General features: G+C 58.7%; 12 protein-coding genes. 2 read left to right on the top strand and 10 right to left on the bottom strand.

Going from position 1 to position 21,091, the window contains the following annotated elements; all coding sequences use genetic code 11:
• Positions 1 to 70 precede the first annotated feature (70 nt).
• On the top strand, positions 71 to 1,648 hold the full coding sequence (locus ACR0C5_RS10370) for a DUF5928 domain-containing protein (protein WP_480876332.1): 1,578 nt from the start codon (positions 71 to 73) through the stop codon (positions 1,646 to 1,648).
• A 37-nt stretch (positions 1,649 to 1,685) separates the two neighbouring features.
• Here the strand turns inward: ACR0C5_RS10370 and amaB are convergent, their stop codons facing one another.
• Together amaB and ACR0C5_RS10380 are read right to left on the bottom strand one after the other, a co-directional pair.
• A complete protein-coding gene (gene amaB, locus ACR0C5_RS10375) occupies positions 1,686 to 3,182 on the bottom strand; it encodes an L-piperidine-6-carboxylate dehydrogenase (RefSeq protein WP_480876600.1) in 1,497 nt (498 codons plus the stop codon).
• An 18-nt stretch (positions 3,183 to 3,200) separates the two neighbouring features.
• Positions 3,201 to 4,307, bottom strand: coding sequence for a saccharopine dehydrogenase family protein (locus ACR0C5_RS10380; protein ID WP_480876333.1), 1,107 nt, complete (start codon positions 4,305 to 4,307; stop codon positions 3,201 to 3,203).
• A 202-nt stretch (positions 4,308 to 4,509) separates the two neighbouring features.
• Here ACR0C5_RS10380 and ACR0C5_RS10385 point away from each other — a divergent pair, with 202 nt between their 5' ends.
• Complete coding sequence (locus ACR0C5_RS10385; protein WP_170790134.1) at positions 4,510 to 8,295, top strand: flavoprotein; 3,786 nt, start codon at positions 4,510 to 4,512, stop codon at positions 8,293 to 8,295.
• Here the strand turns inward: ACR0C5_RS10385 and ACR0C5_RS10390 are convergent.
• From ACR0C5_RS10390 to ACR0C5_RS10425, 8 genes are all read right to left on the bottom strand, one after another.
• Positions 8,288 to 9,451: a hypothetical protein gene (locus tag ACR0C5_RS10390; RefSeq protein WP_480876335.1), complete on the bottom strand. Its 1,164-nt coding sequence runs from the start codon at positions 9,449 to 9,451 to the stop codon at positions 8,288 to 8,290. The two genes, ACR0C5_RS10385 and ACR0C5_RS10390, sit on opposite strands and share 8 nt — an antisense overlap.
• 12 nt (positions 9,452 to 9,463) lie before the next feature.
• Positions 9,464 to 12,730 (bottom strand): adenylate/guanylate cyclase domain-containing protein, encoded by a 3,267-nt coding sequence (locus ACR0C5_RS10395; RefSeq protein ID WP_480876336.1) that lies wholly within the window; start codon positions 12,728 to 12,730, stop codon positions 9,464 to 9,466.
• Positions 12,731 to 12,847: 117 nt separating this feature from the next.
• Positions 12,848 to 14,557, bottom strand: a complete 1,710-nt coding sequence (locus ACR0C5_RS10400; protein WP_480876338.1) for an ABC transporter ATP-binding protein — start codon at positions 14,555 to 14,557, stop codon at positions 12,848 to 12,850.
• 4 nt (positions 14,558 to 14,561) lie between these two features.
• Positions 14,562 to 15,512, bottom strand: coding sequence for an ABC transporter permease (locus tag ACR0C5_RS10405; protein ID WP_170353864.1), 951 nt, complete (start codon positions 15,510 to 15,512; stop codon positions 14,562 to 14,564).
• Positions 15,509 to 16,486 carry an ABC transporter permease gene (locus tag ACR0C5_RS10410; RefSeq protein WP_170353866.1) on the bottom strand — a complete coding sequence of 326 codons (978 nt, stop codon included), beginning with the start codon at positions 16,484 to 16,486 and terminating at the stop codon, positions 15,509 to 15,511. The genes ACR0C5_RS10405 and ACR0C5_RS10410 overlap by 4 nt, the downstream gene beginning before the upstream one ends.
• A 48-nt stretch (positions 16,487 to 16,534) precedes the next feature.
• Positions 16,535 to 17,482: a glutathione S-transferase family protein gene (locus tag ACR0C5_RS10415; RefSeq protein ID WP_480876341.1), complete on the bottom strand. Its 948-nt coding sequence runs from the start codon at positions 17,480 to 17,482 to the stop codon at positions 16,535 to 16,537.
• A 4-nt stretch (positions 17,483 to 17,486) separates the two neighbouring features.
• Entirely contained in the window at positions 17,487 to 19,052 is a 1,566-nt protein-coding gene (locus ACR0C5_RS10420) for an ABC transporter substrate-binding protein (RefSeq protein ID WP_480876343.1), read from the bottom strand.
• A gap of 127 nt (positions 19,053 to 19,179) precedes the next feature.
• On the bottom strand, positions 19,180 to 20,760 hold the full coding sequence (locus ACR0C5_RS10425) for an ABC transporter substrate-binding protein (RefSeq protein WP_170790142.1): 1,581 nt from the start codon (positions 20,758 to 20,760) through the stop codon (positions 19,180 to 19,182).
• Positions 20,761 to 21,091 lie beyond the last annotated feature (331 nt).

The raw sequence follows: 21,091 nt of genomic DNA on the forward strand, positions 1-21,091 counted from the left end.
TTCTGTTTATTCAATCGCTCATCCTCAGTATCACGGTTGCAAACGGGCAGAAACGGAAATTGTGAAACAAATGGCAAAGATTGCCTATATTTTGCTGTGCCACAAAGACCCTGATGCGATCATCGCGCAGGCTGAACAACTGACGGCCGCAGGCGATTGCATGGCGATCCATTTCGACGCACGCGCCAGAAAGGACGCCTTTCAGCGCATTCAAGACGCGTTAAAGGGCAACCCGAACGTCACCTTTGCCAAAAAGCGCATCAAATGCGGCTGGGGGGAATGGTCGTTGGTTCAGGCCACCCTCAATGCGATCGAAGCCGCCGTTACAGCCTTTCCACGCGCCACGCATTTCTACATGGTCTCGGGCGATTGCATGGCGATCAAGACGGCCGAGTACACGCACAACTTTCTGGACGAACGCGACCACGACTTTGTCGAAAGCCACGATTTCTTTGACAGCAACTGGATCAAGACCGGGATGAAGGAAGACCGGCTGATCTATCGTCATTTCTTCAACGAACGCACGCAAAGCTGGTCGTTCTACACCTCATACGAATTGCAGAAACGCTTTGGCCTGACCCGCGATGTTCCGGCAGACATCCAAGTGATGATCGGCAGTCAATGGTGGTGCCTGCGCCGCCGCACGATTGAGATGATCCTGGAATTCCTGCGCCAACGGCCGGACGTGAAACGGTTCTTCTCGACCACATGGATTCCGGATGAGACCTTCTTTCAGACCCTCGTCCGCCACCTGGTTCCCCGCGACGAAATCGAGAACAGAACGCCCACTTTCCTGATGTTTTCGGACTACGGGATGCCGGTCACGTTCTACAACGACCACTATGACATGTTGCTGGGGCAGGATTACCTGTTTGCCCGCAAAATCAGCCCCGAGGCGCATGAGCTGAAGGACCGGCTTGGCGCGCTCTACGCGGCTGAGGGGGTGGAGTTTCAGATCTCGGATGAGGGGCGCAATCTCTACGGCTTCCTAACCGGCCGTGGCCGAGTCGGACGTCGCCACGGCCAAAGGTTCTGGGAGGCCGCCAATACGCTAGGCCCGGATCGTGACCTGTACCTGGTGGTGTGCAAAAAGTGGCACGTGGCCAAGCGGTTGATTGATCAGATCGTCTCGGAAACTGACATGGCCTGCGTCGAATATCTGTTCAACGAACAAGACACTGCGTTACCTGATCTGGGCGGGATCGAGACCACTTTGCTGAAACGCTCACGCCACAGGCGGGCGATTGTGGGTATGCTGTTCGACAGTTTCAACACCGACAAGCTGGTTCTGTGCGTTGACCCAGCCAATCTGGACATCGTTCAGGACTTCTGCGCCGATCAAGCGCGTACCCATGTGCTTGAGGTCGAGTGCGAGTATTCCGACGATTACTTGATCGGGCACGCCCGTCGGGTCGGTTTGGCAGGCGCGCAAAGCCCCGAACAGACGGTCGCGCCCCTGATCCCCACTCTGCGCCATTCGCTGGCCTACGAATCCGAAATGATCCGCGCGGCTGCCTCGGACGATTATTTCCGCATTCGTGAAACCAATACAAAAGACGAGAATGCGGCGGCTGTTGCCGGGTTTTTGAACGCCACGACGGACATTGCGGAACGCATTCTGCGTCTGGACTACCTGTTTGCAGATTAATCCCGGCGACACTCCGAAAAGGCCGCCGGGACAACGATCAGATGTCGAATTTCACACCCTGCGCCAGCGGCAGTTCGGCCGAGTAATTCACCGTATTGGTCTGGCGCCGCATATAGGCCTTCCACGCGTCCGATCCGCTTTCACGCCCGCCGCCGGTTTCTTTTTCACCACCAAAGGCTCCGCCAATCTCGGCCCCAGACGGACCGATATTGACGTTGGCAATACCGCAATCTGATCCGGCTGCGGTCAGGAACTGTTCCGCTTCGCGCATGTTCAGGGTGAACACGCAAGACGACAGGCCTTGCGGCACATCGTTCTGGATCTCGATGGCGTTATCAAAATCGTCGTAGCCCATCACATAGAGGATCGGCGCAAAGGTCTCGGTCTTTACGGTGGCCGTCTGGTCGGGCATCTCAACAATGGCGGGCTGCATATAGACGCCATCCGGCACGCCCTCGGTGACGCGCTGACCGCCAAAGACCGCGCCGCCCTCGGCCTCGGCTGCCTTCAGCGCGGCAGTCATAGCTGCGCCCGAGGCCTCATCGACCAGCGGGCCAATCAGCGTGCCCTCGGTCAGCGGGTTGCCGATGGGCAGACCGGCATAGGCCTTTTTCAAGCGACCCACCAGTTCCTCACGGATCGAGTTATGCACGATCAGGCGGCGCAGCGTGGTGCAGCGTTGACCGGCTGTTCCCACGGCTGAGAAGACAATTGCGCGCACCGCCATTTCCAGATCGGCCGAGGGGCCAACGATCATCGCGTTGTTGCCGCCCAGTTCCAGAATACACTTGCCAAAGCGGGATGCCACCACAGGAGCCACTGCGCGACCCATGCGGGTGGAACCGGTCGCCGAGATCACCGGCACATCCTCGCTGGCCACCAACGCCTCGCCCAGCGCGGCACCGCCGACCAGGGTTTGCAGCAGGTGATCCGGCGCATCACCGAACCGGGCCAGTGCCCGTTCGAAAATCTTCTGGCAAGCCATCGCGGTCAGAGGTGTCTTTTCGGACGGTTTCCAGATCACCGTATCGCCGCAAACCAGCGCGATCGCCGCGTTCCACGACCAAACCGCAACCGGGAAGTTGAAGGCCGAAATCACGCCGACTGGTCCCGCCGGGTGCCACGTCTCCATCATCCGGTGGCCGGGGCGCTCGGACGCAATGGTCAGACCGTATAGTTGCCGTGACAGGCCCACGGCAAAGTCGCAGATGTCGATCATCTCCTGCACTTCGCCCAAACCTTCCGAGGTGATCTTGCCCGCCTCCCAACTGACCAGCGCGCCCAGATCGTCCTTGGCGGCGCGTAGTTCCTCGCCCAGCAGGCGGATCAGTTCTCCCCGGCGCGGGGCGGGCACGGTGCGCCAGGCTTTGAATGCAGTTTTGGCATTGGCAAACACCGTCTCCATGTCGCCCGCCGGGGTTTCATGCACCTCGGCCAGCAGGCTGCCGTCAATGGGCGAATGCACGGCCAGCGAGCCGCCGGTCAGCTCAGCCGCTGTCAGGTCCAGATTGGCAAGGGTGGTTTGCGCATTCATCACGATGTCTTTCATATCTCAGGCCGCCTTGTTTTGTTGGGTTGCATCGCCAGCGCGATAAAGCTGGCCAAATTCGGTGTTCAGGAAATCGGGCAGGGCCACTTGTTCCTGCCGGACAAAGCCCTTGGCAGGCAGCGCACCGGTGCGCATCAGATCGACCACGCCCAATACGCCTGCGGCAGTGGTGACTTGAATGGCGCTCCAGACCTGTCCGTTGATCTTGCGGGCATAGCTTTTGTTGATCAGGGATTTCTCGCGCAAGCTTCCTTCGATCATGCCTTTGGCTGTGCAATAGACCAGCACTACGTCTTGATCCGTGCGCGGAAGGGCGGTCTCGAAAATATCCTTGAGCAGATCGCGCCGGCGTTCCAGCCCCAGATCCTTGAGCAGCAGCTTCAGGATATCGCAATGGCCGGGATACCGGATCGAGCGATAGGACACCGCGCGCGCCTTGCCCTCCAGCGTTTCGGGCAAAGTGCCCAAGCCGCCCGAGGTGTTGAAACACTCATATTCCACCCCGTCGTGGCCCAGCAGTTCGTAATCTTCCAGCGGCGCGGTCTTGATCCGTTCACCATTCACGATGGCGTCGCAAGGGTTGCAATACTCGTTGATCAACCCGTCGGTGGACCATGTGAGGTTATATTTCAACGCATTGGTCGGGAACAGAGGCAACGCCCCCACCCGCATATGCAAACTGTCCAGCGTGTCGAATTCGACCGCCAGTGCAGCCCCAGCGATGCCGACAAAACCGGGTGCCAGACCACATTGCGGCATGAAGGCGGTTTCGCTGCCGTCGGCCAGTTCGCGCACGGCATTGGTGGCCGCCACATCCTCGGTCAAGTCAAAGTAATGCGCCCCTGCCGCTTTGGCCGCCTTGGCGATCTGCGGGGTCAAAAAAAACGGCGCGGCCGAGATCACGGTATCAAACCCCGCCAAGCCCTGCGCCAATTGCGTTTCATCGCCGACGTCGATCTGCCGGGTCGAGATACCTTGCCGGTTCAGCACCGAAAGGGCCGACAAGTCGCGGTCGGCCACGGTGACCGAATAGTTGGATGACGATTTCAGCAGGGCGGCGATCATATGACCGATCTTGCCTGCTCCGATGACACAGATATTCCAGCTCATAGTGCGCCTCCTCAAGTGTTTTGGAAAAGTATGAAGGCGCGGTTGTTCGATCCGCAGAGGCAATCTTGACGAAATAGCCAATTGATCCGTCATAATGTCGGTTTTTTCGTCTTTTAGACGGACCACACGAATACCGAGTAGATATGCAACTATCCAAATACTTCCGTGATTTTCCGCCTAACCTAAGGTAAGGTGCAGGCTATTGGGCCATTTTGTCCGCGCCAATTCCGCGTCACGCGTGGCCCTGACCCTGTCGGGAAACGCATTGCGCCCAATTACCGGACCAATGCGCCTGTTCTGGTTGATCCCGACATCGGTCCTGAAATGCATTGAAGCCAACGTTCAGGGGGGAACAGGCGTGCCTAAAGATCCGATTGAGAATTTCCGTACATTCAATCCATCCGAGTCTGACTGGTCAGTGATCTATGCGATCCTGTCCGCATCGGAAGACAAACCCATCAAACCGCATTTCGAGTGCTTCGAGGTTGAAGCCGACACCATCCTGCCACCCGAAGGCATGTATGTTGTTCTGTCCGGTCTGGTCCAGTTGCAGCAGGATGAGGTGGTTTTGGCCACCGCTGACGCCGGTGACTATTTCTATGAAGAACATCTTGAGATTTTCGATATCCCCGTCAGCCTTCAGGCGCTGGCCACGGCGGGGACCAGGCTGGCCTATTTGTCCAGCAGCCAATGGCTGGAAATCCCTATTGCGATCCGTAAACACTGTTACGACACCCTGTTTGGGGATCTGGTCAGCGTGCATCTGCACAACTTTCAGCAACCCATCAACTGTTGCAGCGTGACAGCGGCAGCGCTGAGCATGTCGGCGTTGGGGTTCAGCTACGAGGTCAACGACATCTTCCGCGAATGCGCCTTGCCCACATCCTTTGTGGTCAATGACGGGATTTCGCTGGGCGAGCTCTACGACGTCGCTTGCACATTCATCAACACGCAGGACCTGCGTGAGAAGATACAGGTTCAGGCCTATTTCATGGATGAGGCCACAACCTCGGTTGAGTTGCTGTTGCAGGCGATTGATGAATCCAACCGGGTGGGCGGCGACAACGACATTCTGGTGGCCAATTTTCAGGTCGGCGTGGCCCATGGCAAGCAGAACATGCCGGGCGGGCATTTTGCGATCATCGCCAAATGCAACCCCAGCACCGGTCTGGTGCATATGATGGATGTCCACCCCGAGAAATACGGCAAGCTTTGGGTCACGACGATTGACCGACTATGGGCGGGCATGTCCGACCGCGACGGAACCTCGATGCGGTCGCGGGGGATTTTGCGGTTCTCGGCGCTCGAGGCTGTGAAGACAACGCTGCAAACGCTGCAACAGGATTGCAACTATGTGGACAGCACCGAATATCTGGCGAAAGACCCCAAGAAACGCCGCAACCTATTCCGGCGGGCCAGCCCGAACATGAACTCGCTGGGGGTTCTGGCGGAAAGCCTCAACATCCTCGGGGATGAACAGGTGGATGAAGACAAGCTGTTGATCGCCACGCAGACCAATCTAACCGACAAACTCAACCGGGTGTCCACGGCCAAGGAAATGCACTTGCTGGCGCAGCGCTATCTGGGACAATCCCCCGATGTGCATTTGGGCAGCACTTTCCGCAGCTTTGCCGAACACCCCGGAAAGGGGAACCCAACGCCGGAAGAGTGGTTTCGCGCTCAATTGCATAGTCTGAACATCGAAAAAGACCGGCATTTGATGATCAATATCGACTTCAACCGCGTGCTGGGGTTCGAAGTGATTCGCCCGCCTGCGAATGTGTATCGCGAGACCGCGCTGCTGGAAGAATTCTGGTGCCTGTGCATCGCCTATGATGAGGCAACCGATCTGGTGACCGTGGTGGATATGAGCCCCGCGACCTCGCAAGTCTGGCAAGCGCCGCGCGGGCATCTGTTCCGCGGCCTACGCGACCTGTCAAACCCTGCGATGCTGGTGATCGAGGAACACGAGCCGCCCGAGGACCCCACTGATGTGGAACGGATCGTACGCGAGAATCCGATCGTCCTGTTCTACGCGGATGAGGACCCGTGGTCCTATATGCTGCGCAGTATGCTGGCCAATATTGGCATCACCACCGCCCGTCTAATCGACATCGAAGGCCACGGGGCCAACGTGATGAAGATGCGGCGGCAATTGACGATGATGACCGGCAAGGAAACCGCGCCCTACCTGTTCTTTCAGGGCGAATGTCTGGGGCGGCGCAAGGATATCGTCGATGTTGTTCTGGATGGCAGTTTTCAGCAAAGCGTCAAAGATGCCGGGCTGCCGGTGTTGCTGCGCCATGAATCCCCCAGCCTCGACAAGAATATCTTCGGCTATCCCAAAGGCGGGCTGACCGATGCGCCCAGCGAAAAGCGCAATGTACTGCTGTGTGCCTGCGGGTCCTCGGCGGCGGATAAGGTGCCGGATCTGGTCAAACGGATCAAGGATGCTGGCCATAACGTCAAGCTGATCCCATCCGTCTCGGCCGAGAAATTCTTTCGCGATATCGAGGTCGAGGACGAAACAGACGGCCCCAGAACCATGCGCCCCAAAACGATCGAGGATTACATCTCGCATCATGATTACTACCGCGACGATGATGAGTGGAATTTCCGCTATACCGAGTTCGGAATGCCCCTTAGGGCCTCGCATCTGGCTCTGTGCGACTGGGCAGATTGCGTGATCGTGGCGCCGGTGACGTGCAACACGATGGGCAAGATCGCTAATGGTATTGCTGACAATCTGCTGACCTCGGTCTTTGTGGCGTGGCAGTACCGGAACAAGCCGGTGATCCTCTGCCCTGCTTGCAACACGAATATGTGGAACAATGTCACAACCCAGAACAATGTCGAAAAGCTGCGGGATCTGGGGGTCGATATCGTCGGACCGCGCCGGGGACGGCTTTCGAACGGCATGATGGGGATCGGCATGATGGCCACCCCGGATCAGATCATGGAGGTCCTGGACGAAGCCTTCGAAGAACTAGCCGATCAGGAGCACAATATCTGCAAATGGGCGCAGGAGGCCGCAGCCTCGGACGAGTTCGCCCAATGGGGGCGCGTCTTTGATGCCATCGACCGAGGCATGGCTGGGATAGACATCGTCGATGACAGCAATGGCGACACGCTGCTGCACTATGCGGCCGGTGGTGAGGGCGAGTTGCACGAGAACGGGCAAGACCTTGGCAAGCCCGACCTTGAAGCAGCGCAAGAGCTGATAGATCGCGGGATCGACGTCAACGCCACCAACGATCACGGCTTTACCAGCCTACATGTGGCGGTAATGAACAACTCGGCCAAGATGGTGAAGGTTCTACTGGGCGCGCCGGGGATCGACGCCAGTTCCTGCATCAATTTCCTGCGCGATCCCAAGAACGCAAGGGACGTGCGGAAGGTAAAGCCCGAGATTGCGGCGATGCTGGACGATTGGGCCAATGCGCACACGGTCATCGCCCCCGAAGAGGTGGACGAAGACGATCTGATCGACGACCGCGAGCGGACTTATCTGTATTTCACCTACGGGTCGCTGAAGAAAGGCTTCCCCAACCACGACGCCCATGCCGAAGTGCTGGATGATTTCGTCGGGCAGGCGGTGACGCGGCAACGGATGCCACTGATCGTTCCGCACGAACCCCATTGCGACAATCCCAATTGCGGCTATCTGCACCGGATGGCCACGCTGGTCGATCAGAAAGGCCGAGGCGAACCGATCCAGGGCGAGGTTTATCGCGTGTCATCCTCGGGGTTGAAGGATCTGGACAAGCTCGAAGGCTATCACGGCCCCGGCTCGCCCGAGAATGTCTATGTCCGCAAGCGGATCAATGTGCTGCTGGATGGGGTGAAGAAACCCGCCTATGTCTATGTGATCGCGCATCCGACCAAATATCTGGACCAATGGGCCGATGGGTCTGCCGGGGTGGTGGCGGAATACACGCTGGATATGGCGACCGGCACGCCAAAGCCGGGTTTTACGCCCCCTAGTTAAGCATCTCGATCACGGCCTCATCCTCGGGGTCCGCCTTGAGGCTGAGGTTGTAGGCCGTGATCGCCACCATGCACAGCAGAACAAAGGGCCAGAACGCGGCCTTGGGGATCAGGTTGTCCTTGTAGTGAATGAACCGCAGGGATGGCACTGCCTCGGACGCAAACAGATAGGTGTTCACCGACACGGCCAGCAGCAGGAAATACATCAGGAAAAAGAACGACTCCATGTAGATCACCGGCGAACCGGCAAAGCCTTCGCGTAGTTGCACATGGGCCAGCAGGATCACGAAGAACAGAACCGAGCAGGTACCGATCACGCTGGAGGTACTGAAATCATGCCTCTCGACCAATTCGGGGCGACGGGTCACGGTCATCACCGCGCCAAACAGCAGCATCGTCACAACGATCAGCGGTATCATATGCACGATGAACGCGTTGCCGAAATTGCGCTTGATGACAAAGTTATAATGCAGCTCGGGCAGGTTGGTCTGAAAGTCGATATCCTTCAGGCCCATCGTGGTGCCCAGATCGGACAGGCGATAATCGAAATAGGTATTCTCACGCTCCCACGTGCCCATGACGATGCGCTTGTCGATGCCGAAAATATCCTTGGGCCCTGTGGCGGGATAGGCGTCGAAATCGGGGATTAGCGCCACGGCAGTGTCGAAACTGGCAGGCCAGAACCGCACCCAGACGGTTTTGTGGTCGAACGGATAGCTGGTGTAGTCGAAACGCTGTCTTAGGGTCTGTTCAAAATACCAGCCGATCAGCTCTTCGTCGCCCTGATCAATGCGATACGCCTCTTCAATCGTCCCGCTGGCCGCGTCCGAGGCATCGGGCAAAACGAACCCGACATCGTCCTTGGCCGGTTTGATCGCATCATGCACGCCATCCTTGTAGTGCTGCCAAACATAGCCGGTCACATGAACGTCGCTGGCACCGGTAAAGACAAAGGACTTGATGAATATCCCGGTTTTAACGCGATATTCGGGCACGGTCTCAAGGTCTTTCAGATAATCCTCGACCGAAGCCTGATCGGGCAATTGCGTCGGATCGCCTTCGAAATGGTTCAGCGCGTTCCAAAGTACGATCAGCAAAACGGACAACAGAACCGTCAATACACCTGAGATGCGCCAGACTTTGCGTTCGATACTCATTCAACCCCTTACCTAATCGTCCAGCCGCCCGACCAGCGTCTGCGTGATGCCCATGTCGCGGAACCCGGCGCGCAGGGCCTCCAGCCCTTCATGTGCGGATAGCGGAATGCCCCACGCACCGCATTCCGCCAGCGTTTTGGTTTGCTGAATGGACAGGTCCACCATGGGCAGCGGCTCTTTCGCAGTAAAGGCGGCCAGGGCATCGGCATAGGCCGTGGCCCGGTCCCATTCCTGCCGGTTCAACATCACCGCGCTGGCATCGGTGTAGAAATGCAGGTGGCTGTGGCCGACGCAGCCCTCGGCGATGATCTCGGCCCCCAGTTTCAGATGACGATCCTGCACCTCGGGGTCCGGCTCGGCCATGGCCAGCGCCGAAAGCGCCTTGGGGCCCACAAAATTTCGACCGTGTTCCAGCGCGATCTCGACCGCATGCTGGCCCGTCTTCCGGGCCTGATCCAGTTGCCCGGCATAAACCTGTGTGCGGGCCAGATGCTCTAGCGCCTGCGCCTCAAGCCGTTTGGCCCCGACCCGGTTGGCAATCTCGGCGGAAACCGAAAAGGCCTCGGACGCCTGATCCAGCTCACCCAGAAAGGTATGCGCCACGCCAAGACAGGTTTGAGCCACGCATTCCGGCACAAAGGCAAAATACTTTTGCGACACCTCGATGGCTTCTTGCGCGTCCATCTTGCCCTGCGCCACATCGCCGGAATAGCTGCGCGCAACGCTGAGGTTGTGCAGGTTCGCCGCAAGATCCCGAACAAGGCCCTTCTCACGCGCCCGCTCTACTGCCTGCGTATAGAACCCGACCGCCGTCTGCATCGTGGCGCTCATGAAATTGGCATCGCCAAAACCGCTGAGCGCACCAACCTCAAGTCGCACCGAATCCAGCTTGCGCGCCAGTGTTAGAGCCGTTTCATTGCTGGCCAGCGCCTTGTCGACCTGCCCCAGCGGGAAATAGACATTGCCGCGCACATAGTTGATCTGGGCGATGTCCCGATCCGAGCCACAGCGCTCGGCGGCGGCCTCAGCTGTCGCCAGACTTTCCAAAGCCTCGGTATACCGGCTGGCCTGACGCGCGGCCTGCGCCAACCCGATATGGGCGCGGCAGGTCTGTTCGTCGGTATCGGCCAGCGATGCGGCCTCGTGGAACTCGCGCAGGGCCTCATCAGACAAGCCCTGTAGGCGGTGTGTCTCCCCCCGCGCGCAAAGCAGATCAAACCGCACTCCGGCCGGTGCAGGCAGTTCCAGTGCCCGTTCAATCAGCGGGCTGGCATCGTCGAACTGGAAGGCCTGGATCAGCTTGTCCGCAGCCTCAAGATAGGCTTGCGCAGCGTTATTTGCCCCGGCGCGGTCCAGATGTTGCGCGCGTAGGGTGGCGTCGCGATCCTCGAACCATTTTGCTGCCTGCCGATGCAGCCGCGCACGTTCGGATTTGACCAGCGTGGCGTAAGACCCGTCGCGGATCAGAGCATGGGCAAACATCAGATCCTGCCCCGCCTCGCGGATCAGGGCCGAGCGGATCAGGGTGGACACATCCAGATGCCCCTCACCCAGCACGAAATTCAGCACCTCGGGCGAGAACCGCTGCCCCAGGACCGAGGCCGCCTGAATTGCCGCCCGGTTCTTGCGGTCCAGTGAATCCAACCGCGACTGAACGATGCCCTGTATGCTGCCGGGCACGGATTCGCGTTTCAGCACGTCGATATTGCGCAGAAGCTGCTCAAGAAACAGCGGGTTGCCACCGGCCCGTTCTACGCAGGCCTCCAGCAATTCAGGGTCTATTCCGGTGAATTCCTCGACCAATTGCCGCGCCTGATCATCTCCCATCGGCGCCAGTTCCAGCTTGGAGATCAAGGCACCCTCCGTGCCCATCTGCCATTCCCGGTCGATCGGGTCGCCTTCAACGCGGCTTGTCATCAATAGTACACAGGGCAAGTCACGCGTCGCCGCCGCCATATGCGCGCAAGCGGTCAGGATATCTGGCGCGGCCCAGTGGATATCCTCGATCTGGATCAATAGCGGGTTGTCTCGGCTGCGCCCGGCGATCAACTCATCGATCACACTACGCCGCCCGCGCAGGCGCGTGGCGTTGTCCATCACGGCATAAACTTCCGCCAGACCGGGGTCCTGTTCCAGCTCAAGCAAGGCATTCAGATGCGCGGCATTGGAGGGCGACACCCACCCTTTCGCAACTGCCCGCTTGGCAGCGTCGGCGCTGGTGGCGGCATCGGCGCTAGGCTCTAATCCCAGAATGCTCCGCGCGACGGATTGAATGGCGGAATGCCCCTCGCGCGCGCCGAAATCCATCACGACGCCTGTATGCGTGGAATAAGACAGCCCACTGGCCAGCTCGGCCACCTGTTCCGACAAATGTGTTTTGCCGATACCGGGTTCGCCCAGAATGATATGCACCTCGCCCTTGCCGTGGCGCTTGCACCGGTCAAATGTGGCCTCGAAGATGGACATCTCGCGCTCGCGCCCGACAAAGCGGTGACGGCGCGACCGGATGTTTTGTGCCAGACGCTCCAGCCGCCACAGCTCGACCGGGTCATTCAGACCCTTGATCGCCTTCTCGCCCATCGACTCGCCCACGAACAAGGGCCCCAGCGCGCGCTGAATGTCGTGGGACACCAGCGTCTCGCCAACCCCCGCCATATCGGTCACGCGCGAGGCCAGGTTCACCCCATCGCCCGTCACCGTGTATTCGGTATGCGCTTCGCTGCCGGTCGTGCTGGCGATCACCTGCCCCGAGGCGATGCCGATATGGCAGGTCAAAGGCCGCGTCAGGCTGGGAAGGACCGCGTGAATTTCCAACGCCGCCCGCGCCGCCCGTTCGGTGTCATTGGTGTGCGAGATCGGCGCGCCAAATACGGCCATGACCGCATCGCCGATGTGTTTGTCGATCCGCCCGCCGTATTTCTCGACCACGTGATCGACCTTGTGAAAGAACTCGTTCAGCAGCGCGTGCATGTCTTCTGCATCCAACTCGCTGGACAGGCGCGTGAATCCGGTCAGGTCCGCGAACATGACGGTGACTTGCCGCTTGGCAGGCTCGAGCGGGGCCTGCGGCGTGTAGGCCGAGACCATTTCGGCCACGTCCAGTTCCGAAATCGCACGCAGAAGCCGTCGGCGATCACCGACTGCGGTCACTCCGATTTCGATCAAGTCTTCGCCCGTCAGATCGGGCAAAATGGCGAAATCAATTTTGTTATCCAAAAAGGCTTGCGCATAGTCAGACAATCCAAGCGCGCTCAGCCAGTCCCTAAGGTCCTGAGACATGTCGCCCCTCTGAAGCCCCCAACTCCAAAGGTGAGACTAGCACGGCAGACACGCCCGAGTCTGCAATGGTTAACGAATTTAATGTTTATTTTCGCATATTTGCACGGATTGCGAGAGTTAGGTTTCGGCGTTCAACCCTTCCGTGGACAGATCGTCCAGTTTGGGCATCAACCGCAACAGCTCGCTCGCATATTCGGTCTGTGGATTGGCGAACAGGTCGTTGGTCTCTTGCAGCTCGACCACCTTGCCCTGTTTCATCACGGCCACCCGGTCGCACATCTGGCGCACAACTGGCAAATCGTGACTGATGAACAGCAAGGTCAGACCCAGATGCTCCTGCAAATCCTTCAGGATGTTCAGGATTTGGGCCTGAATTGACACGTCCAGCGCGCTGGTCGGTTCGTCACAGATCAAAAAGCGGGGCTGCGTGGCAAGTGCGCGGGCAATGGAAATCCGCTGACGCTGACCGCCCGAGAATTCATGCGGGTATTTCAGCCCGGCCTCATGACCCAGCCCAACCTGATCCAACAGCTCATCCACGCGGCGCTTGATATCAGCCCCGTCCATCAGCTTGTGATGGCGGATCGGCTCTGCCACGATTTCATCCACGCGCATCCGGGGGTTGAGAGAGGAATAGGGGTCTTGAAAGATCATCTGGATGTTCTTGCGATACGCATCCAGCGCGGCTTTGTTGGTCAGATCGCTGACTGTCTGCCCTTCGAATGAGATCGTGCCGCCATCAACCGGATAGAGCCCCGCAATCATCCGCGCGACGGTGGACTTGCCCGAGCCGGACTCCCCCACGACGCCAAACACCTCGCCCGCGCGGATGTCAAAGCTGACATCGTCCACAGCGGTGAAATAGGTGCGGTCCCACGGCAGAAGCCCTCGCTTTTGCAGGAACTTCTTGGTCAGGTTGCGGATCTCAAACACCGGTTTGCTGGTGTCATTGTCCACTTTGGGCCAGTGGCGGGCCATGTCTTCGATCGCAAAGCGGGTCTCGCGCCCGCCATAGCTGATTTGCGGAAAGCGATGCAGTTTGAGTGTTGGGCGCGGTACGGCGGCGATCAGGGACTTGGTGTATTCGTGGGTCGGCTGGCCCATGACCTGAGACGTAGGGCCGCTTTCGACCACCTTACCCGCATACATCACCGTCACCTTGTCGGTGGTGTCGGCAATCACGCCCATGTCGTGGGTAATTAGGATAACCCCTACCTGCCGCTCGGTCGCCAGCTCTTTGATCAGGTCCAGAATCTGCGCTTGAACGGACACATCCAAGGCTGTCGTCGGTTCATCCGCGATGATCACGTCGGGCTCGGTACACAACGCCAAAGCAATCACCACACGCTGCCGCATCCCGCCCGAGAACTGGTGCGGGTACTGGTCCAGCCGTGTATCGGGGTCAGGGATACCTACACGGTCAATCAGATCGCGGGCGCGTTTGTTGGCCTCACTATCTGAACCACCCAGATGCGCCTGAATGGTCTCGACCAGTTGCTCGCGCACGGTGAACAGCGGGTTCAGCGAGGTCAGCGGGTCCTGAAAGATCATCGAGATCTTTTTGCCGCGCAGCCCACGCATCGCCTCGGCGTCGATACCGCTGATCTGGTCACCGCTCAGCTTGATCGTACCGCTGGCGATACGGCCGGGTCGGTCGAGCAGACCCATAATGGCGGCTCCGATTGTGGATTTACCGGCCCCGGATTCACCCACAAGCCCGTGGATTTCGCCGGGCTCAACCGACAGGTCCACATGGTCCACGGCAGTGAACAGTTTGCGGCGGGTCGGGAATTCGACCGTCAGGTCATTGATTGTCAGAAGGCTCATGAAATCACCGCAGCTTGGGGTTCAACGCATCGCGCAGCCAGTCGCCCAGCAGGTTCACAGACAAAGCCAGCGCCAGAAGGGTGCAGGCCGGGAAGAACAGAATCCACCACTCACCCGAGAACAAGAAGCCCTGTCCGATGCGGATCAATGTCCCCAGAGAAGGCTGGGTCGGTGGGGCGCCGACGCCAAGGAAACTCAGCGTCGCCTCGGCGATGATAGCCAGAGCCAGCGAGATGGTGGCAATCACCAAAACCGGACTGAGAACATTGGGCAGGATGTGGCGGAACATGATCGGGAAGGACCCACGACCGATCAGGCGGGCCGCTTGAACATATTCCTTGTTTTTCTCGACCAGAGCCGCGCCGCGCACCACGCGGGCGAACTGGACCCAGTCAGACAGCGCAATGGCGACGATCAGGACGTAGATCGCCATCTCATCGCGGTATTCCGGCGGGGTGACGCCTTTGGCAATACCAAAGATCAACATAGCGACCAGAATGGCCGGGAAAGTCAGCTGCACATCGGCGACCCGCATGATCAGGGTTTCAATCCAGCCGCCGAAATAAGCAGCGACCAGCCCAAGAACGATACCGATGATCAAGGCCAACAGCACGGCAGATGCGCCCACGAACAGGGAAACGCGCATCCCGTACAGGATGGTCGAGAATACGTCGCGCCCCTGATCGTCGGTGCCCAGCAGAAAGGTTTCCTGCGTAAAGGCGTTGGGTGTTCCGGGCGGCGTAAACCCGTTCATCAGGTTCAGTGAGGACGGGTCGAACGGATTATAGGGCGCGATCAGCGGCGCAAAGATCGCCGAAAGCACAAGTATGGCGACAACCAGAGTCGCGACAATAGCAACAGGTGAATGCCGAAAGGACCATGCGAAGTCGCCGTCCCAGAACTTGGCGAACCGCGACTTTTCCGGCGCTTTGGGGGTATCGAGAATATCGGTCATGTGGCCCTCGCGTCGACACGCAGGCGCGGGTCAATAGCATAGTAAAGAAGATCGACAATAAGGTTGATCGTCACGAACATGACCGAAATCAGCATCAGATAGGCGGCCATGACGGGGATATCGACGAACTGGATCGCGTTGATGAACAGCAGACCGACGCCCGGCCATTGGAACACCGTCTCGGTGATGATGGCGAACGCAATGATCGAGCCTAGTTGCAAGCCGGTAATGGTGATCACCGGCACCAGTGTGTTCTTCAGCGCATGACGGAAGTTGATCACCCGGTCCGACAATCCGCGGGCACGGGCAAAACGAACGTAGTCGGCGCGCAAAACTTCCAGCATCTCGGATCGGACCAGCCGCATGATCAGTGTCATCTGATACAGGCCCAGCGTAATCGCGGGAAGGATCAACGCCTTGAGGCCCGACGACGTCAAAAAGCCCGTAGACCAGTTCCCAATCATAACGGTTTCGCCCCTCCCGAAGCTAGGAAGAAGATCAAGCTCGACCGAGAAGATATAGATCAGCAGTATCCCGATCAGGAAGGTCGGCAACGAAACCCCAATCAAACTGACGGTCATAATCACATTCGCCGCGATCCCTTGTCGTCGGATCGCTGTGAAGACGCCCAGAGCAATACCCATTGTGATGGCCAGAAAACCTGACACAAAGGCCAGTTCCAGCGTCGCGGGTGCACGTTCTGCGATGATGGTCGAAACCGGACGACCCTGGCGGTAAGAGACGCCAAAATTGCCCTGAACGGCCCCTTGCAGGAACTTGAAATACTGGACCGGGAAGGGCTTATCCAACCCAAGCTCGCCCCTAAGCCGGTCGATATCGGCCTGGGTGCGCTCTTGCCCCAGCATGTTGTCGATCGGATCGCCGACAAATCGGAACATGGAAAAAGCGACCAGACCCACGACCAAAAGTACGATCACGGATTGGAACATCCTTCGAACGATATATGCGAACATTTAGTTTCCCCGTTGATCTGCCTCTCTACGCATGCCCCGCCCGAATGGTCAAGATGTCGCAGAGGACAACGCCGCCCGGTCCTGTGGCTCAGCCCAGTTTATCTTTGGCCCCAACGGCACGATCCCCAGCGGGTTTCGCAGCTCGGAGGGTGAGAAATACCCGGCCTTGTATATCTCGGGCTTCACTGTCCGGGCAATCTCCGGTCGAGAATACAAGTCCCGCGCATAACCCCACAGATGCGGATAGTCGACCAAACGCCGCAAATTACAGCGGAAGGCATAGTGATAGGCCACATCGAACCGCGCCAGGGTCGGGAACAGGCGCAGGTCGGCCTCGGTCAGATCATCGCCGCACAGGTATCGGTTGGTGGCCAGATGCGCCTCGATCTCGTCCAGCATGGTGAAGACATCGTGAAACCCGGCCTCATACGCCTCTTGCGTGCGGGCGAACCCGGCGCGATAGACACCATTGTTCAGGCGCGGATAGATTTTGTCGTTCCAGGCATCGATCTGATCCAACTTGTCTGGCGGGGCCAGATTGGGGCCATAGCCTTCTAACGTGCCCAGCATACGCACGAGATCGGCGGATTCATTCGATATCGCGCGGTTTTCAGCGCGATCCCACAGCAAAGGCACGGTGATGCGCCCGGTATAAGCAGGATCAACCTTTGCATAGGCTTGATGCAACGCGGTGACACCGAACAAAGGATCGGCATATTCTCCTTCGGCGTCGAACACCCAACCGTCCGGCGTGCGGCGCGGGCGGGCATAGGCGACGGTGATCAACTCCTCCAATCCCTTAACGGCGCGCGTCAGCAGGACCCGATGCGCCCAAGGGCAATTCCACGCGGCATACAGGTGGAACCGCCCCGGCTCATAAGGACCGTTTGGCAGAGCGTTGCGGATGGTCGACGCCTGACGACGGTATGCGCCGTCAAGCGATGTGTCGGGGGCGGGGTCGTCCACGTGGTAGACCCCGGCAATCATGACGCCCATGCGGTTAGTTCACCGTGACCCAACGCAAGATGAAGAAGTTATCCGGGCGTTGCGTCAGGTCGATATTGCTGCCGGTCCCCCAAACCAGAGGCTGCACATACATCGGCACATAGACATGATCATCCTGATAGATGGCCGTCACCTCATCCAGCATGGCCTGACGCTTCGTCGCGTCTAGCTCGGATTGGATCATCGGCAACAGTTCATCCACCCGTTCGTTCGAGTAGCCGCCGAAATTCCAGCTGCCCAGCTTCTTTTCCTCGTTCGGCGTGGCTACCAGAAAGCGAACGGGATGTTCGGCGTCGAATGTGCCGGGGCTCCAGCCCAGCATATACATGTCGTAGTTATCCTCGCGCAGCTCTGGCCAGTAGTTGCGGACGGGCATGGCATCCAGTTCCGCCGTGATCCCAATCTGCGCGAGCATGGTGACGACAGCCTGACAGACCGGTTCGTCATTCAGATAACGGTCATTGGGGCACTTCAACCCGAACGAGAACCCATCCCCGTAGCCCGCCTCGGCCAGAAGCGCCTTGGCACCTTCGACATCAAAGGCGGGGCGATCTGCATTGGCGGCGGAATAGCCGCTCATAGCCGGGCTTACCAGTTGCGAGGCGGCTTCGGCATTGCCGCGCATGATCGTGGCCAGAATTGCATCCACATTGATCGCCTGCGCCACCGCCTGACGGACCCGCGCATCACGGAAAGGGTTCGGTTTGCCCGCGTCATCGGTGTATTTCAGCGTCTCGGCTTCATGATCGAAACCCAGCATGATCACGCGCGCCTCGATCCCCTGAATGACGTCCACATCGGCGTTTTCCTTCAGGCGTGCAACGTCTTGGATCGGGACAGGATTGATCATGTCCACATCACCCGACAGCAGCGCCGCAACGGCAGTCGCTGGGTTCTGGATCGGGTTGAATTCGGCGCGAGTAATGTTGTGTTCAACCTCACCCCACCAAACGCCATGTGGCTCTAACACGGTCTTAAGCCCCGGTTCGCGGGCCGTCACCTTGAATGCACCGGTGCCATTGGCATTGATCGTGGCGTAGTTGCCGGTTTCCTTGTCAGGCACCAAGGCGTCATTCGCCTCGGTCCAGCCTTGATCCATGATCATCCAGTTGGCGATCGAGGACGGGAACAGCGGGTTCGGCGCCGAGGTCATGATATCGACCGTATAGTCATCGACTATGATCACCTCACTGACCGGCGCAAACCAGCTGCGCGTATCCGCCGCCTCGCTTGAGGCCCGCTGATAGCTGAACAGCACGTCTTGCGCATCGAAGGTGCTGCCGTCGTGAAAGGTCACGTCCTCACGCAGCTTGAATCGCCAGCCTTCACCCTCTCCGATCGGCTCCCAGCTTACGGCCAGCGCGGGTTCGACCGTCATGTCTTTGCCGCGGCGCACCAGCCCTTCGTAGACATTGTTGAGAAAACCCAGAACCGGGGCCGAGTTGACGGCGTGCGGGTCCATGGTCTGCGGATCGGTGGTCGAGGCCCATTTGAACTCGGCCGCCTGAACACTGGTCGCAGCCAGCAGGGCCAGGCCAATGGCACTGTTTCTAAGGATCATTTTTATCTCTCCCTGTTCTCTGCGCCTGAGTTTTCTTGGTTTTTCGCTTGCACGCAAGGAAATCTCAGGGCGAAACAAAAAACAGGGCGCGAAATCCGCGCCCTGCCTTGTTCGCAACCGAACCGATTTAGTTCATGGTGAAGTATTTGACTTTCGGCTGGTCTTCCGCATCCACTTCGATGCCCACGCCATCAGCCATACCCCAGTTCAGAACCTGGTGGTGGATCGGGATGTACAGCGCTTCGTCCTGCACCACACGCCAGATGTCGGCGATGTCGGCGTTCCGCGCATCAAGATCGGTGTTCGAGGCCAGCGACTTGATCTTCGCATCCAGCGCATCGTCCTGATAGCCGGTGCCGTTCCACGTTCCGATATCGTCCTCGCGACCATGGACCAGGAAGTTGAAGATGTATTCCGAGTCATATGTCGGCACACCCCAACCCAGCATGTAGAAGTCGGTCTTGCTGTCGGTGATCAGCGGGAAATGCTGTGCCTTGGGCTTGGCGTCCAGATTCACAGTCACGCCGATCTGACCCAGCATACCGACAGCCGCCTGACAGATCGCCTCATCGTTGATGTAGCGGTCATTCGGGCAGTCCAGCCGCAGCGAGAAACCGTCGCCATAGCCTGCCTCGGCCATCAGGGCCTTGGCTTTTTCCAGGTCGGTCGAGGATTCGCCGTCCATATCAGCAGTCCAACCGTTGACAAAGGGCGGTGCGATCATGCCCGCAGGCTGCGACTGGCCGCGCATCACGACCTGCTTGATCGCATCGCGGTTGATCGCCATTGACATGGCCTGACGCACACGCACATCGGCGAGGGGGTTCTTGCCGTCCACGTTATCCGCTTCGATGTCATCTGCGCCCTGGTTCATCCCAAAGAAGATCACACGGTTCTGCGGCGCCTGCTTGACCATCAGGCCATCGGCACCGTTGACGCGCTCAATATCCTGCACTGGCATATCCTGAAGGAAGTTCACTTCACCCGACAGCATCGCGGCCACGCGGGTCGCAGCGTTCTGGATCGGCGTGTAGACGATCTCGGTCACTTCCATCGGGAACTGGTCGATGCCCCAATAGTCGTCGTTGCGCACCATCACCGTTTTCACGTCAGGCTCGCGGCTTTGCAGCTTATATGGCCCCGTGCCGTTGGCGTTGGTGGTGGCATAGGTGATCTCGCCGCCCTCAAAATCCTGAACGTTGACGGTGTTGTTCGCCTCGGCCCAGCCTTTGTCCAGAATGAACAGGTTGGTCAGGTTCGACGGCAGGATCGGGTTCGGACCATCGGTGACGATCTCGACGGTGTAATCGTCAACCGCGCGCACTTCGGTGATCGAGCCAATCAGCTCTTTCATGTCCGAGTTCGGCTGCTTGGCGCGCTCAAAGCTGAACACCACGTCTTCTGCGTTGAAATCCGCGCCATCGTGGAACTTCACACCTTCGCGCAGCTTGAAGACCCAGACGTTCGGATCATCGGCCTTTGGTCCCCACTCGGTCGCTAGCGCGGGTTCAAACGCGCCGGTCACGTCGCGGATGATCAGCGGCTCATACATCTGGTGGCGAATGGTGTGCGACGGACCTTCGTTTTGCGAATGCGGGTCCAACGTCAGCGCGTCACCCGCGCGCGCCCAGCGCAGAGTTTCAGCCGATGCACCTGCCGCCATCATTGCGGTCGCACTGGCGGCAATCATCAGATTTCTTAGGATCATTATAATCTCCCCGTTTATTGTTAGCGCCGCCATCCCAGACGGCAGGCCGTTGTCGCGGCCTTGGTGGTCCTGATCATCCAGATCATTTTCACAGTTGCAACACTAGATTGTGAGCCAACTGAAATGTTTATCTCGACTCTTGGTTTTCCCATTGATTAGAGACTGTTTTGTATAGAAATTAGTTGACCGCTTGGTCAAGTTTAGAGCGCTGAATGCAGTGTCATCACCCGGATTCTGCTGTGCGTCCGAATTGCAGCACCCTTGCCCGGTAAGGATTTCCGGCGGTTGCATTTCCGTCTAGCGCGCACAACTATCCGGGCAATGAAGGTAT

It is taken from the genome of Ruegeria sp. N8 (assembly GCF_056531325.1).

Excerpts from the sequence above, each read along its gene's own strand:
- ACR0C5_RS10370 (WP_480876332.1), top strand. The coding sequence starts at position 71 with ATGGCAAAGATTGCCTATATTTTGCTGTGCCACAAAGACCCTGATGCG.
- amaB (WP_480876600.1), bottom strand. The coding sequence starts at position 3,182 with ATGAATGCGCAAACCACCCTTGCCAATCTGGACCTGACAGCGGCTGAG.
- ACR0C5_RS10380 (WP_480876333.1), bottom strand. The coding sequence starts at position 4,307 with ATGAGCTGGAATATCTGTGTCATCGGAGCAGGCAAGATCGGTCATATG.
- ACR0C5_RS10390 (WP_480876335.1), bottom strand. The coding sequence starts at position 9,451 with ATGAGTATCGAACGCAAAGTCTGGCGCATCTCAGGTGTATTGACGGTT.
- ACR0C5_RS10395 (WP_480876336.1), bottom strand. The coding sequence starts at position 12,730 with ATGTCTCAGGACCTTAGGGACTGGCTGAGCGCGCTTGGATTGTCTGAC.
- ACR0C5_RS10400 (WP_480876338.1), bottom strand. The coding sequence starts at position 14,557 with ATGAGCCTTCTGACAATCAATGACCTGACGGTCGAATTCCCGACCCGC.
- ACR0C5_RS10405 (WP_170353864.1), bottom strand. The coding sequence starts at position 15,512 with ATGACCGATATTCTCGATACCCCCAAAGCGCCGGAAAAGTCGCGGTTC.
- ACR0C5_RS10410 (WP_170353866.1), bottom strand. The coding sequence starts at position 16,486 with ATGTTCGCATATATCGTTCGAAGGATGTTCCAATCCGTGATCGTACTT.
- ACR0C5_RS10415 (WP_480876341.1), bottom strand. The coding sequence starts at position 17,482 with ATGGGCGTCATGATTGCCGGGGTCTACCACGTGGACGACCCCGCCCCC.
- ACR0C5_RS10420 (WP_480876343.1), bottom strand. The coding sequence starts at position 19,052 with ATGATCCTTAGAAACAGTGCCATTGGCCTGGCCCTGCTGGCTGCGACC.
- ACR0C5_RS10425 (WP_170790142.1), bottom strand. The coding sequence starts at position 20,760 with ATGATCCTAAGAAATCTGATGATTGCCGCCAGTGCGACCGCAATGATG.